Source organism: Variovorax sp. Soil_C_17 (assembly GCF_057657265.1).
On sequence record NZ_JBDGIT010000003.1, the window covers coordinates 852,565 to 865,155 of the forward strand.

General features: G+C 69.7%; 12 protein-coding genes. 1 reads left to right on the top strand and 11 read right to left on the bottom strand.

Annotated elements, in window-relative coordinates:
• Positions 1–8: 8 nt before the first annotated feature.
• From bamB to AC3A6Y_RS19295, 11 genes are all read right to left on the bottom strand, one after another.
• Positions 9–1,154 carry an outer membrane protein assembly factor BamB gene (gene bamB / locus AC3A6Y_RS19245; protein ID WP_487869806.1) on the bottom strand — a complete coding sequence of 382 codons (1,146 nt, stop codon included), beginning with the start codon at positions 1,152–1,154 and terminating at the stop codon, positions 9–11.
• Positions 1,151–1,840 (bottom strand): YfgM family protein, encoded by a 690-nt coding sequence (locus AC3A6Y_RS19250; protein ID WP_487869807.1) that lies wholly within the window; start codon positions 1,838–1,840, stop codon positions 1,151–1,153. Before AC3A6Y_RS19250 ends, bamB begins: the two co-directional genes overlap by 4 nt.
• A 6-nt stretch (positions 1,841–1,846) precedes the next feature.
• Positions 1,847–3,157, bottom strand: a complete 1,311-nt coding sequence (gene hisS, locus AC3A6Y_RS19255; protein WP_487869808.1) for a histidine--tRNA ligase — start codon at positions 3,155–3,157, stop codon at positions 1,847–1,849.
• A 12-nt stretch (positions 3,158–3,169) separates the two neighbouring features.
• Positions 3,170–4,465 (bottom strand): flavodoxin-dependent (E)-4-hydroxy-3-methylbut-2-enyl-diphosphate synthase, encoded by a 1,296-nt coding sequence (gene ispG, locus AC3A6Y_RS19260; RefSeq protein WP_487869809.1) that lies wholly within the window; start codon positions 4,463–4,465, stop codon positions 3,170–3,172.
• Positions 4,462–5,343 (bottom strand): helix-turn-helix domain-containing protein, encoded by an 882-nt coding sequence (locus AC3A6Y_RS19265; RefSeq protein ID WP_487869810.1) that lies wholly within the window; start codon positions 5,341–5,343, stop codon positions 4,462–4,464. Before AC3A6Y_RS19265 ends, ispG begins: the two co-directional genes overlap by 4 nt.
• Positions 5,344–5,383: 40 nt before the next feature.
• Complete coding sequence (pilW, locus tag AC3A6Y_RS19270) at positions 5,384–6,214, bottom strand: type IV pilus biogenesis/stability protein PilW (protein ID WP_487869811.1); 831 nt, start codon at positions 6,212–6,214, stop codon at positions 5,384–5,386.
• 4 nt (positions 6,215–6,218) lie between these two features.
• Positions 6,219–7,358: a dual-specificity RNA methyltransferase RlmN gene (rlmN, locus tag AC3A6Y_RS19275; RefSeq protein ID WP_487869812.1), complete on the bottom strand. Its 1,140-nt coding sequence runs from the start codon at positions 7,356–7,358 to the stop codon at positions 6,219–6,221.
• 20 nt (positions 7,359–7,378) lie between these two features.
• Entirely contained in the window at positions 7,379–7,798 is a 420-nt protein-coding gene (gene ndk, locus AC3A6Y_RS19280) for a nucleoside-diphosphate kinase (protein WP_487869813.1), read from the bottom strand.
• A 149-nt stretch (positions 7,799–7,947) separates the two neighbouring features.
• Complete coding sequence (locus AC3A6Y_RS19285; protein WP_487869814.1) at positions 7,948–9,705, bottom strand: pseudouridine synthase; 1,758 nt, start codon at positions 9,703–9,705, stop codon at positions 7,948–7,950.
• On the bottom strand, positions 9,702–10,580 hold the full coding sequence (gene scpB / locus AC3A6Y_RS19290) for an SMC-Scp complex subunit ScpB (protein WP_487869815.1): 879 nt from the start codon (positions 10,578–10,580) through the stop codon (positions 9,702–9,704). Before scpB ends, AC3A6Y_RS19285 begins: the two co-directional genes overlap by 4 nt.
• 130 nt (positions 10,581–10,710) lie before the next feature.
• On the bottom strand, positions 10,711–11,736 hold the full coding sequence (locus AC3A6Y_RS19295) for an RluA family pseudouridine synthase (RefSeq protein WP_487869816.1): 1,026 nt from the start codon (positions 11,734–11,736) through the stop codon (positions 10,711–10,713).
• A 14-nt stretch (positions 11,737–11,750) separates the two neighbouring features.
• Here AC3A6Y_RS19295 and AC3A6Y_RS19300 point away from each other — a divergent pair, with 14 nt between their 5' ends.
• Positions 11,751–12,560: an outer membrane protein assembly factor BamD gene (locus tag AC3A6Y_RS19300; protein ID WP_487869817.1), complete on the top strand. Its 810-nt coding sequence runs from the start codon at positions 11,751–11,753 to the stop codon at positions 12,558–12,560.
• Positions 12,561–12,591 lie beyond the last annotated feature (31 nt).

Genomic DNA, 12,591 nt, shown 5'->3' on the forward strand with positions numbered 1-12,591 from the left:
TCGCTGGGTTATTCAGGCCGATAGCCGAAGACGCCGCCATTGCGCGTGACGACCACGACGGTGTTGCCCGACAGCACGGGCGCTGCAGCGATGGCCGAGCCGTCGGGCGTCAGCCGGTTGAGCGGCGCGCCGTCCTCGCGCGAGATCACGTGCACGAGGCCCGTGCTGTCGCCGATGACGAGCGAGCGTCCGACCGCCAGCGGCGCGGTCAGCGTGCGGTACCTGAAGCGGTCGATCTGCCAGGCGCGTTCGCCGTCGTTGCGGCGCCAGGCCACCACGTTGCCGTTCTCCTCGGTGCCGTAGATGAAGCGGTCGTCGCCCGAGATGCCGTCGGCGCCGTTGGCCGGCTTGCTCCACAGCAGCGTGCCGCGCGAGGTGTCGACGCAGCCGACGCTGGCGTAGTAGGCGCGCGCGCAGACGGAATCGCCGACGCGGCTCACGCTGCCGGTCAGGTCGACCAGGCGTTCCACGTCATTGGTGCCGCGCGGTGCGGCGATCGGCGATTCCCAGCGCGAGGTGCCGTTGGCCGGGTTGATGCCGACCAGCCTGCCGCCGACGCCGGCCACCAGCGTGTCGCCGACGGCGATCAGCACGCCGGAGCGCTTCAGCACCAGGTTCTCGGCGGTGCGCGTCTGCGACCACAGGCGGCGGCCGGTCTGGCCGTCCCATGCGCTGGTGGTGCGGTCGGCGGTCTGCACGAAGACGCGGCGTCCGGCCACCAGCGGCGCGGTGAACGACTGGGCCGGGAGCCGCTGGCGCCACAGCACCTTGCCGCCTTGCAGCGCCACGAGCTCGTTGCTCGTGGTGATGACGGCCACCAGCGAGCCGTCGCTGCCCACGCCGGCCGACAGCGGTGCGCCCACGCTGGCACGCCAGGACTCCTGGCCCGAGCGGGCGTCGATCATGACCACCGTGCCGTCGCTGCCGGCCACCGTCACCATGTCGCCGCTCACGTCGGTGGTGAGCGGGAATTCCACCTTCGGAATGCGGATGCTCCAGGCCTGCCGCACGCCGAGCACCGCCTCGTTGGGCGCCAGCTCGGCCGGCTTGGGCTTGGGCGTGCCGGAGCAGGCCGCGAGCGCGGCGACGACGAGCGCGGCAGCCCCGGCGCGCAGGAGGGTGGCAGGAAGCATCGAACGCTGGCTGAAATTCATGGTGTGGTCTTGGCGGGAGATGCGGTGCCGGCCGGAGCCAGGCTCTTGGGATCGACGCCCACCGCGTTGAGCTTGATCTCGACCAGGCGGCGGTACTCGTTGCCCGGTGGGAAGGCGGTCCAGGCCTTGCGGTACTCGGTCTTGGCCTCTTCGCGCTTGCCCTGTGTCATGTAGATGTCGCCCCGGCGGTCGGCCGCGAGGGCCTCGAATTCCTTGGGCATGCTGCCCGAGAGCTGCTTGAGCGCCTCGTCGTAGGACTTGGCCTCCAGCAGCACGCTGGCGAGGCGCAGCCGGGCGACGGCCTGGTAGCCGGCGTCTTCGCCGTGCTCCGCGACCCAGGCAAGCGCCGCGCGCGAGGCCTCGGCATTGCCCTTCTCGTGCAGCACGCGAGCGGCCAGCAGGCCGCCTTGCTGGGCATAGGCGGTGCCGGCGAACTTGCTCTTCATGTCGGCGAGCGCGCGCTCGACACGCGCCGTGTCGCCGGCCTGCGCCCCGCGCTCGAGCTCGTCGTAAAGCGCCGATGCGCGCGCCGACTGCTCGCGCTGCCAGTACTGCCAGCCGGTCCAGGCCAGGAAGGCGCCGGCCGCCAGCACCACGACCCAGGTGATCAGCGTGCCGTAGGTGTTCCAGAAATGCTTGAGCTGGTCGAGCTGTTCCTGTTCTTCGAGATCGAGATGGGTGGCCATGTGCGGTCAGTTCTTGGGAGCCGGGGATTGTAGGGTGGCGGCCCAGGCGGCCGGATCGGCCAGCGGGCGGGCGACCTGGGCCCCGGTGCCGTCGCGCAGCGCCTTCACCGTGAGCTCGCCACGCGCGAGTTCGTCGGCGCCGAAGATCAGCGCATAGGTCGCGCCGCTGCTGTCGGCCTTCTTGAACTGCGACTTGAAGCTGCCCATGCCGTCGGTCGTGGCGGCATGCATCTGCACCCGCACGCCAGCCTCGCGCAGTTGCTGAAGCGTGCGCAGCGCGACCGGCATCGCGGCTGCGTCGGGCACCACCGCATAGGCGTCGGGCGGCGGCGCAGGGACTGCGGTGCCCTGCTCCTTCACCAGCTCGAGCACGCGCTCCACGCCGATGGCCCAGCCCACCGCGGGCGCGGGCTTGCCGCCGAGCTGCTCGAACAGGCCGTCGTAGCGCCCGCCGGCGCACACCGTGCCCTGCGAGCCGAGCCGGTCGGTCACGAACTCGAAGACGCTGAGGTTGTAGTAGTCGAGACCGCGCACCAGGCGCGGATTGACCGTGTAGGCGATGCCGTTGGCATCGAGGATGGCCTTCAGCCCGTCGAAGTGCGCCAGCGACTCGGCGCCGAGAAAGTCGATCAGCTTCGGCGCCGCCTCCACCATCGCCTTCATCGCCGGATTCTTGGTGTCGAGGATGCGCAGCGGATTGCTGTGCAGGCGGCGCCTGGCGTCCTCGTCGAGCTGGTCGGCGTGCGCCTCGAAATGCGCGATGAGCTGGGCCCGGTGCTGCGCGCGCTCGGCCGGCTGGCCCAGGCTGTTGATCTCCAGGCGCACGTCGGTCAGCCCGATCGCCTTCCACAGCGCGCTCGCCAGCAGCACCAGCTCGGCATCGACGTCCGGACCGGCGAAGCCCAGTGCCTCGACGTCGATCTGGTGGAACTGGCGGAAGCGCCCGCGCTGCGGCTTCTCGCGCCGGAACATCGGACCGATGGCCCACAGGCGCTTGCCGCCGTCGTAGAGCATGTTGTGCTCGATCGCGGCGCGCACGATGCCGGCGGTGTTCTCGGGTCGCAGCGTCAGGTGGTCGTTGTCGCCGTACTTGTCGGAGCGGTCGTGGAAGGAATACATCTCCTTCTCGACGATGTCCGTGACCTCGCCGATGCCGCGCACGAACAGCGCCGTGTGCTCCAGGATCGGCGTGCGGACATTGCGGTAGGCGTAGCGCGACATCAGCTCGCGCACGATGCCTTCGAGCCATTCCCAGCGCGCCGATTCCGGCGGCAAGGTGTCGTTCATGCCTTTGACGGCATTCAGTTTGTCAGCCATGGGTGTGATCGCTCAGGCGGGTTGCGCAGCAGGGGCGCCGCCGAAGCGTTTCTCGACGTAGTTTTCGACCAGTTGGTGGAACTCGGCGGCGATGTTCTCGCCGCGCAGCGTGAGCGCCTTCTCGCCATCGATGAAGACGGGCGCGGCCGGCGCCTCGCCGGTGCCGGGCAGGCTGATGCCGATGTCGGCATGCTTGCTCTCGCCGGGGCCGTTGACGATGCAGCCCATCACGGCCACCTTCATCGTCTCGACCCCCGGATACTTGGTGCGCCAGACCGGCATCTGCATGCGCAGGTAGTCGTCGATCTGCTTGGCCAGTTCCTGGAAAGTGGTGCTGGTGGTGCGCCCGCAGCCGGGGCACGCGGTGACGCTGGGCACGAACACGCGCAGGCCGAGCGCCTGCAGGATTTCATTGGAAATCACCACTTCCTGCGTGCGCGATTCGCCGGGCTGCGGCGTGAGCGAGACGCGGATGGTGTCGCCGATGCCTTCCTGCAGCAGGATCGACAGGGCGGTCGCCGAAGCCACCGTGCCCTTGGTGCCCATGCCGGCCTCGGTGAGGCCGAGGTGCAGCGCGTAGTCGCAGCGCCTGGCCAGCTCGCGGTAGACCGAGATCAGGTCCTGCACGCCGCTCACCTTGCAGCTCAGGATGATCTGGCTGCCCGCCATGCCCATCGATTCGGCGAGCCCGGCCGAACCGATGGCCGAGCTGATCAGCGCTTCGTACATCACCTGCTTGGCATCCCAGGGCTCGGCACGGCGGCTGTTCACGTCCATCAGGCTGGCCAGGAGCTCCTGGTCGAGACTGCCCCAGTTCACGCCGATGCGCACCGGCTTGTTCCAGCGCATGGCCGCTTCGATCATCTGACCGAACTGGCGGTCGCGCTTGTCGCCCTTGCCCACGTTGCCGGGATTGATGCGGTACTTGCTGAGTGCCTCGGCACAGGCCGGGAAGTCGGTCAGCAGGCGGTGGCCGTTGTAGTGGAAGTCGCCGATCAGCGGCACGTCGACGCCCATGCGGTCGAGCTGCTCGCGGATGTAGGGCACCTGCGCCGCGGCCTCGGGCGTGTTGACGGTGATGCGCACCATCTCCGAGCCGGCGAGCGCGAGCTCCTTGACCTGGATCGCGGTGCCGATGGCATCCACCGTGTCGGTGTTGGTCATCGACTGCACCCGCACCGGCGCGTCGCCGCCGACGGTGACGGTGCGGGGGCCCCAGACCACGCGGGCCTGCCGGGAGCGGCGCGCGCGCGGCGCGGCCGATTCGATCGGGAGGCAGTTCTGCGGATTCATCGGATCATCGTTCATGACTTCACCTCGAATCGGGCCACCCCGCCGCCGCGCGTCACCGGCTTCAGGTCGAAAGCCTTGCCGCGCACCTGCACGTCCACGCCGGAGGCGCGGCCGACGACCACCGACAGCGGCAAGGCGCCGCTCAGGCCGACGGTCTCGCCGGCCTGCACCGTGCGGCGCAGCAGGGATTTGCCGGTGGAATCGTTCACCGTGATCCACGAGTCCTCGCGCGCGACGAAGACGATCAGGTCGGTGCCGGCGCTCGCCGGGGCCTGCACCGCCGGTGCTGCCGCAGCGGGCGCCGGCACCGCCGGCGCTGCCGCGGAAGGGGCGGCCGCAAGCGGAACCGCAGGCTGGACCGCCTCGACGACGCTGCCGGCCTGGCCGGGCGTTCCGGGTGCCTGTGACGCGGGCGCGGGCGCGGAAGCCTCGCTCTTCTCGACACGGCTCGTGATCTGCGAGATCGCCTCGCCGACGCGGTCGAGGATCGATTGCGGCAGCCAGAACAGCACCGCCGCGCCGACCAGCAGGAGCACCACGACGGTCAGCAGCGCACGCGAAGGCAGGCCACCCGAGGCGCTGCCGGTGCGCACCTGCGAAGGCAAGGCCTTGCTCATGGTGCGATCGGCTTGCGCCAGGCCCGCGGGCTGTGCGCCGGGCAACTTGGCCAGCACCGGCGCCGGGTCGATGCGCAGCGCACGGCACACGCTGGCGGCGAGCGCGCGTGCGAACACCGGATCGGGCAAGGCCTCGATGTCGTCGGACTCCAGCGCGGCCAGCTTCTGCGGCGTGACCTTGAGCGCGGCGGCGACCATGTCGAGGTGCAGGCCGTGCGCCTCGCGCGCCTGTCGCAGCATGTCCCCGGCGCTCATGTGGGTGCTGTCGCCGGACATCAGGGGTACCGCTGCGGAAGCCCCGAACTCGCTCGCCTTCTCAATCATTGAAGTTGCCGCGCTCATAGGCCACGGCCTCGCGCGATTGCGGGAAGCGCCGCTGCAGCTGGCCGGCGAGCTGGGTGACCGCATCGCGGTTGTTCAGCCGGCGCTCGACCTTGATGCCCAGCCACAGCGTCTCGGCGCTGGCCGAGGGGCCGTTGTTGATGCGGCGGATATAGAACTGCGCACGCGACCAGTCCTCGCGCTGCGCCAGCAGCGAAGCCAGGTTGTAGCCGATGACCGGGTTGCCGGCGTCGAGCTCGTAGGCCTGCGTCAGGCTGCGCTCGGCCTCGGTACGCTGGCCGGCGCGCACCTGGCACACGCCCTGCGTCATCAGCGTCTTGGCGCGGTCGCCGTAGTTGGGAATGGCCAGGGCCGCCGAGAACTGCTGCTGCGAATCGCCGAAGCGGTTCTGCTGGCACAGCAGCCAGCCGTAGTTGTGCAGCGTGTTGGGATCGCGGGGGTTCAGTGCGATCGCGCGGCGGAAGCTGTCCTCGGCCAGGCCGGCGTCGTCGAGGCGCATGTAGACCAGGCCGCGCAGGTTGTAGGCGTCGGCGAAGGTCGGATCGGCGGCCAGTGCCTGCTTGATCTCGTCCAGCGCGACCGTGGGCTGCCCCTGCTCGAAGTAGCCGACGGCCAGCTCGATGCGCAGGCGGGCGCGCTTGCGGGCATTGCCTTCGTCCGAGTCCGTGACGATGCCAGCGGCATTGCCGGCCGTGCTGGGCACGCCGGCATCCTTGGTGGCGCAGGCGGCGAGCAGGACTGCCGCAGCAACGCCGAAGAGCGCTTGCATCATCCGCTGCTGCGCGGTCGAAGGGGCCTTGATCATCGGTTCATCGCTCCGAGGGGACGGTTTTCTTGCGTGCCGGGTGCAGCACCACGGTGCGCCGCTGCGCCATGCGCTGGGCGGCGTTGGTGCGGTCCTTCACGTCGCCGGCCAGCTGGCCGCAAGCCGCGTCGATGTCGTCGCCACGGGTCTTGCGCACCGTGGTCACGATGCCGGCTTCGCCGAGGAGCTTGGCGAAGGCGAGCACGCGCGGCTGCGGGGAGCGCAGCAGGCCGGAGGCCGGGAAGGGGTTGAAGGGAATCAGGTTGAACTTGCAGGAGATGCCCTGCGAGCGCACCAGCTCGACCAGTTGGCGTGCATGTTCGGGCTGGTCGTTCACGCCGTCGAGCATGCAGTACTCGAAGGTGATGAAGTCGCGCGGCGCATGCGCCAGGTAGCGCTGGCAGGCGTCCAGCAGCTCGGCAAGAGGGTATTTGCGATTGAGCGGAACCAGGTCGTCGCGCAGCGCATCGTTGGGCGCATGCAGCGACACGGCCAGCGCCACCGCGCAATCGGCACCGAGCCGGTCGATCATGGGCACCACGCCGGAGGTCGACACCGTCACCCTCCGCCGCGACAGCCCGTAGGCGTTGTCGTCGAGCATGGTGCGAAGGGCCGGCACCAGCGCCGCATAGTTCTGCAGCGGCTCGCCCATGCCCATCATCACGACGTTGGAGATCACGCGTTCGTCGCGCTTCAGGTGCTTGCGCAGAAAGTGCTCGGCGAACCACAACTGGGCCACGATCTCGCCGGTGCTCAGGTTGCGGCTGAAGCCCTGATGGCCGGTGGAGCAGAAGCGGCAGCCCACCGCGCAACCGGCCTGCGAGGACACGCACAGCGTGCCGCGGTCGTCCTCGGGGATGAAGACGGCCTCGACCGCGTTGCCGTCGCCGACGTCGAACAGCCACTTGATGGTGCCGTCGGCCGACTCCTGCTGCGTGAGGACCGGCAGGGCCTCGACGCGTGCGCTGCCCGCGAGCTTCTCGCGCAGCGACTTCGCGAGGTCGGTCATCTGCGCGAAATCGCTCGCGCCGCGCTGGTGGATCCAGCGGAACAGCTGGGTGGCGCGGAAGCGCTTCTCGCCGAGCTTTTCGCAGAACGCGGCCAGCCCCTCGAGATCGAAGTCGAGCAGGTTGGCCGTGGTCATTGCGCGGGGGAAGGCTCCGCTCAGCGGGCCTTGAGCTCGGGGAAGAAGAAGGCGATTTCGACCTTCGCGGTTTCGGCTGCGTCCGAACCGTGGACGGCGTTGGCGTCGATGCTGTCCGCGAAGTCGGCGCGGATGGTGCCGGGAGCGGCCTTCTTCGGGTCGGTGGCGCCCATCAGGTCGCGGTTCTTGGTGATGGCGTCCTCGCCCTCGAGGGCCTGCACGAACACGGGGCCCGAGATCATGAAGCTGACCAGGTCCTTGAAGAAGGGGCGCTCCTTGTGAACGGCGTAGAACTGCTCGGCGTCGGCCTGCGACAGTTGGACCAGCTTGGCGGCGACGATCTTGAGGCCGGCGGCCTCGAAGCGGGAGACGATCTTGCCGATGACGTTCTTCGCCACGGCGTCGGGCTTGATGATGGAGAGGGTGCGTTCGATGGCCATTGAAGTGCTTTCTTGAGTGCTTGGATTTCGATGAGTTCCGTCAAGCCGCAGCGACACGCTGCGCTCCCTTGACAAAGCCTCTAATTTTAACCGGCGCGGCCATCACCACCCGCGACGGACGGGCGAACGGGCCGCGGCCGGTCGTGCGATCAGCGGCCGCGGCGGCGACCGCCGCCTTGCCCGCCGCCCTGCCCGCCGAAGCTGCCGCCGGAGGGACCTCCCCCGCCGCCGCGCCGCGGGCCGGAGCGCTGCTCCTTGCGCTGGCGCGAGAAGCTGTCGGCACCGATGTAGCCCAGCGAGGTCTTCATCGGATCGGGCTGGTTGCCACCGCCCGGCGCGCGATCGTCGCGCTTGCCGCCCTGGCGGTTGCCACGCCCCTGGCCCTGCGCCTGTCCGCGTTGCCCCTGCGGCATGCCGCCGTTGCCGCCGCGGCCACGAGCACCGGGCCCGCTGGTCAGCGGATTCGGAATCGGCGGCTCGCGGTTCTCGGCCTGCGCGCCGCCGCCGTTGCGGTTGCCTCGGCGCTTGCGGTTGCGGTTGTTGCGCCCGCCGCCTTCCTGGCCAGCGTTCTTCGGACCAGGTCCGCGCGCGGGACGCTCGGCGCCCGCCGCCTGGAACAGGGCGCGGATGTCGCGCTCGTCCAGTTCCATCCAGGCGCCGCGCTTGAGGCCGCGCGGCAGCACCATGGCGCCGTAGCGGATGCGGATCAGCCGGCTGACCGCATGCCCCACCGATTCGAAGAGGCGGCGCACCTCGCGGTTGCGGCCTTCGGAGATGGTGACGCGGTACCAGCAATTCGAGCCTTCGCCACCGCCGTCCTCGATGGTGCCGAAATGCGCCATGCCGTCGTCGAGGCGCACGCCTTCGAGCAGGCGCTGCTTCTCGTCGTTGCTCAGCGCGCCCAGCACCCTGACCGCGTACTCGCGTTCCAGGCCGAAGCGCGGATGCATCAGCTGGTTGGCCAGCTCGCCCGAGCTGGTGAAGAGCAGCAGGCCCTCGGTGTTGAGGTCGAGGCGCCCGACCGACTGCCACTTGCCTTGCGGCAGGCGCGGCAGCTTGCGGAACACGGTGGGCCGGTTCTGCGGATCGTCGTGCGTGACGACCTCGCCGACCGGCTTGTGGTAGGCGATCACGCGCGCCGGCGGCGGCGCGATGCGGTAGCGGATCGGCTTGCCGTTGAGCTTGACCTGGTCGCCGAACTGGATGCGCTGGCCGATGTGGGCTGGTTCGTTGTTGACCGAGATGCGGCCCTGGAGGATGAGCTGCTCCATCTCCAGCCGCGAGCCCAGCCCGGCCTGCGCCAGCACCTTGTGCAGCTTGGGCGAGTCGGCTTCGGGCAGCAGCACGCGCTTGAGCGGCGGCACTTCCGGGCTGTCCTCGTCGGCGTCGAACTGGCCGGAGACGACATCGACGAAGCGGATCGGCTCGGGCGGCGGCGCGTTGCGCTGCTCGCGCTCGGCGGCACGGCGCGCGCGATCGAGGTCGTCTTCTTCCTCGTCCGGCTCCTCTTCTTCGTCCTCGTTCTCTTCGTGCTCTTCGTCGTCCGATCGAACGACCACCGGCGCCTGGACCTCGGCCGGCTCCATCGGCGCGACCGCCGCGGCCGGTTCCATCGGCGCCGGTGCAACGGGCGCTGCCGGCACCTCGGCCGTCTCGACCACTGCCTCGGGCGCCGCGGCCTCATCGCCCACGGCCGCAGGCGTCGCAGCCTGCTCGGCCACCGCCTCCGGTGCCGGGTCGGCCGGCTTGCGGCGGCGCGGCCGGCGCTTGCGCGGCGCCTCGCCCGCTGCTTCGACCGCGGGCTGCGCGCTGTCTTCGGTCGGCTGCGCGGGCAAGGGCGCCGCCTCTTCTTCGGACACGGGTGCGGCCGGCAGCATCGCTGCGTCTTCAGGATCGGATGGGCTCATGGTCGGGTTCCGGAACGAACGGCGGGGGTGTCTTCCTCGTCGACCTCGACGTCGGGTGTGGGGGTGAACGAGGATTGGAGCTCGGGCTCGGGCTCGGGACCGACGGCCTCGGCTTGCGCGGCGTCGTCGAGCGCGGGTTCGGGCAGCGCTTCGGGGAGATGGGGATCGGCCTGGACTTCGGGCTCTGCAAGGGCTTCGACTTCCGCCTGCGGCGCAGGCTCGTCAGACGGCTCGGCGACCGGCTCCGGCGAGGCCTCGGGCTCATGCCCTGCATCATCGACCGCAGGCGCGGGCTCGTCGATCGGCAGGCCGGGCTGCAGGTCGGCGGCCTCCGCCAGGGCGTTGACCAGTCCGGCCTGCTGGGCCGGCGTCTCGATCACCGGCAACTGGTCGAGCGACTCCAGGCCCAGATCGTCGAGGAACTGGCGGGTGGTCGCGTAGAGCGCCGGGCGGCCGACGGTCTCGCGGTGACCGATCACCTCGACCCAGTTGCGGTCTTCGAGCTGCTTCAGGATCAAGGAGTTGATGGTGACGCCGCGGATGTCTTCCATGTCGCCGCGGGTGACCGGCTGACGGTAGGCGATGATGGCCAGCGTCTCGAGCGCGGCGCGCGTGTAGCGCGGCGGCTTTTCCGGGTGCAGGCGATCGAGGTGGTCGCGCAGTTCCGGTCGGCTCTGGAAGCGCCAGCCGTTGGCCACGCTCACGAGCTCCAGGCCGCGCTGCGACCAGTCTTCCTGCAGTTCGTGCAACAGCGTCTTGATCGTGTCGGCGCCCAGCTCGTCGTCGAACAGCACGCGCAGTTCGCGCACCGGCAGGGGCTGGGTCGAACAGATCAAGGCGGTTTCGAGAATGCGCTTGGCATCCGCCGTATTCATGGTTCGCGGTATCCGGGAAAAGGCGCCTTGCAGACGCTTGTTTTTCAGAAGGATGGAAGAAGGCGCTGCCGGCACTCAGGCGATGGACAGCGAAGCCGGCATCGGGTCGCCGGCGCGGCCCTCGGGGCCGTCAGGCGCGATTGTAATCCAGCCCCCAGGCCTGCATAGCCTGGACCAGATCGGGCGGCGGGGCGGCCAGGAACTCCATGGGCGCGCCCGTGGCGGGGTGCATGAAGGCGAGCCTGAAGGCATGCAGCGCCTGCCGCTGCAGGCCTGCCGCGGCGGCCCCCCCATAGAGCGTGTCACCCACCAGCGGATGGCCGATGGAGGCCATGTGCACGCGGATCTGGTGGGTGCGCCCGGTCTCCAGCGTGCAGCGCACGGCGCAGCCCTGCTCGTTGCTGTCCAGCGCCTCGATCAGCGTGCGCGCGGGCTTGCCCGGGTGCCGCTCGAGGTCGACCACGGCCATGCGCAGCCGGTTGCGGGGGTCGCGCCCGATCGCGGCATCGACGTGGCGCGCGGCGGCACCCTGCCAGCCGCGATGCGCGAGCGCGAGGTACTGGCGCTTGACCTCGCGCGCAGCGATCAGCGCGACCAGCGCATCCATCGCTGCGCGGCTGCGCGCCACCACCATCAGCCCGCTGGTGTCGCGGTCCAGCCGGTGCACGATGCCCGCGCGGGGCAGCAGCGCGGCGCGCGGGTCCAGCGCCAGCAGGCCGTTGAGCAGCGTGCCGCTCCAGTGGCCCGGTGCAGGGTGGACCACCAGGCCCGCCGGCTTGTCGATGATGCGCAGGTGCTCGTCCTCGTGCACCACCGTGATCGGCATGCGCTCGGGCTTGAAGGCTTGGCTCTGCGGCGTGGGCCGCAGCTCGATGCTGCCGATCTCGCCGGCATGGACCGTGGCGGCCGCCTTGGTCACGACGCGGCGCTGGATTTCGACTGCGCCGGCTTCGATCAGCTGCTGCAGGTAGTTGCGCGAGAACTCGGGCACCAGCGCGGCGAGCGCGCGGTCCAGCCGCTGCCCGTGCTGCGCCTCGTGAATGAGGAAGCTGCGGGTCTCGCTGGGCTCATGGGGCTCGGCGCCCTCGTCGTGCTCGGCTCCGTCCGGAAGTTCGCCCAGGGGGGTGGCCGATATAATTGAAGGCACTGTTTTCACGAAAGCCTGATGTAATGCGTCGCGCCAAATTATCGGTTGTCCCCGCCTGGCTGGCCTTGTGCTCGGCCGCATGGCTGATGGCCGGCTGCTCGTCGACCTCGGTCGACAAGACCGCGAACTGGAGTCCCAATCGCATCTACTCCGAAGCCAAGGAAGAAGCGAGCTCCGGCGCCTACGACAAGGCCGTGCCCCTGTTCGAGAAGCTCGAGGGCCGCGCCGCCGGCACCCCCCTCGCCCAGCAGGCGCAGCTGGACAAGGCCTTTGCCCAATACAAGTCCGGCGAGAAGCCGGCCGCCATCGCAACCCTCGACCGGTTCATCAAGCTGCACCCGGCCAGCCCGGCGATGGACTACGCGATCTACCTCAAGGGCGTGATCAATTTCAACGACGACCTCGGCATGTTCGGCTGGCTGACGCGCCAGGACCTGTCCGAGCGCGACCAGAAGGCGGCCAAGGAATCCTTCGAGTCCTTCAAGGAACTGGTCACCCGCTTCCCGGAGTCGCGTTACACGCCCGATGCGCGCCAGCGCATGAACTACATCGTGAACTCCCTGGCCCAGTACGAGGTGCATGTGGCGCGCTACTACTACACGCGCGGCGCCTACCTGGCGGCCATCAACCGCGCGCAGCTGGCGCTGGCGGACTACCGCGAGGTGCCGGCGCTCGAAGAGGCGCTCTACATCATGGTCCAGTCCTACGATGCGCTCGGCATGACGGACCTGCGCGACGACGCGAAGCGCGTGCTGACCACCAACTATCCAAAGAGCGAGTACCTGTCGCGCGGCTTCCGCGCCAAGGACGACCCCTGGTGGAAGCTCTGGTAACGCAAAAAAAAGGCCCCATGCGGGCCTTTTT

Excerpts from the sequence above, each read along its gene's own strand:
- ispG (WP_487869809.1), bottom strand. The coding sequence starts at position 4,465 with ATGAACGATGATCCGATGAATCCGCAGAACTGCCTCCCGATCGAATCG.
- rlmN (WP_487869812.1), bottom strand. The coding sequence starts at position 7,358 with ATGACCACGGCCAACCTGCTCGACTTCGATCTCGAGGGGCTGGCCGCG.
- AC3A6Y_RS19300 (WP_487869817.1), top strand. The coding sequence starts at position 11,751 with ATGCGTCGCGCCAAATTATCGGTTGTCCCCGCCTGGCTGGCCTTGTGC.
- pilW (WP_487869811.1), bottom strand. The coding sequence starts at position 6,214 with ATGATCAAGGCCCCTTCGACCGCGCAGCAGCGGATGATGCAAGCGCTC.
- ndk (WP_487869813.1), bottom strand. The coding sequence starts at position 7,798 with ATGGCCATCGAACGCACCCTCTCCATCATCAAGCCCGACGCCGTGGCG.
- AC3A6Y_RS19285 (WP_487869814.1), bottom strand. The coding sequence starts at position 9,705 with ATGAGCCCATCCGATCCTGAAGACGCAGCGATGCTGCCGGCCGCACCC.
- hisS (WP_487869808.1), bottom strand. The coding sequence starts at position 3,157 with ATGGCTGACAAACTGAATGCCGTCAAAGGCATGAACGACACCTTGCCG.
- AC3A6Y_RS19250 (WP_487869807.1), bottom strand. The coding sequence starts at position 1,840 with ATGGCCACCCATCTCGATCTCGAAGAACAGGAACAGCTCGACCAGCTC.
- scpB (WP_487869815.1), bottom strand. The coding sequence starts at position 10,580 with ATGAATACGGCGGATGCCAAGCGCATTCTCGAAACCGCCTTGATCTGT.
- AC3A6Y_RS19265 (WP_487869810.1), bottom strand. The coding sequence starts at position 5,343 with ATGTCCGGCGACAGCACCCACATGAGCGCCGGGGACATGCTGCGACAG.
- bamB (WP_487869806.1), bottom strand. The coding sequence starts at position 1,154 with ATGAATTTCAGCCAGCGTTCGATGCTTCCTGCCACCCTCCTGCGCGCC.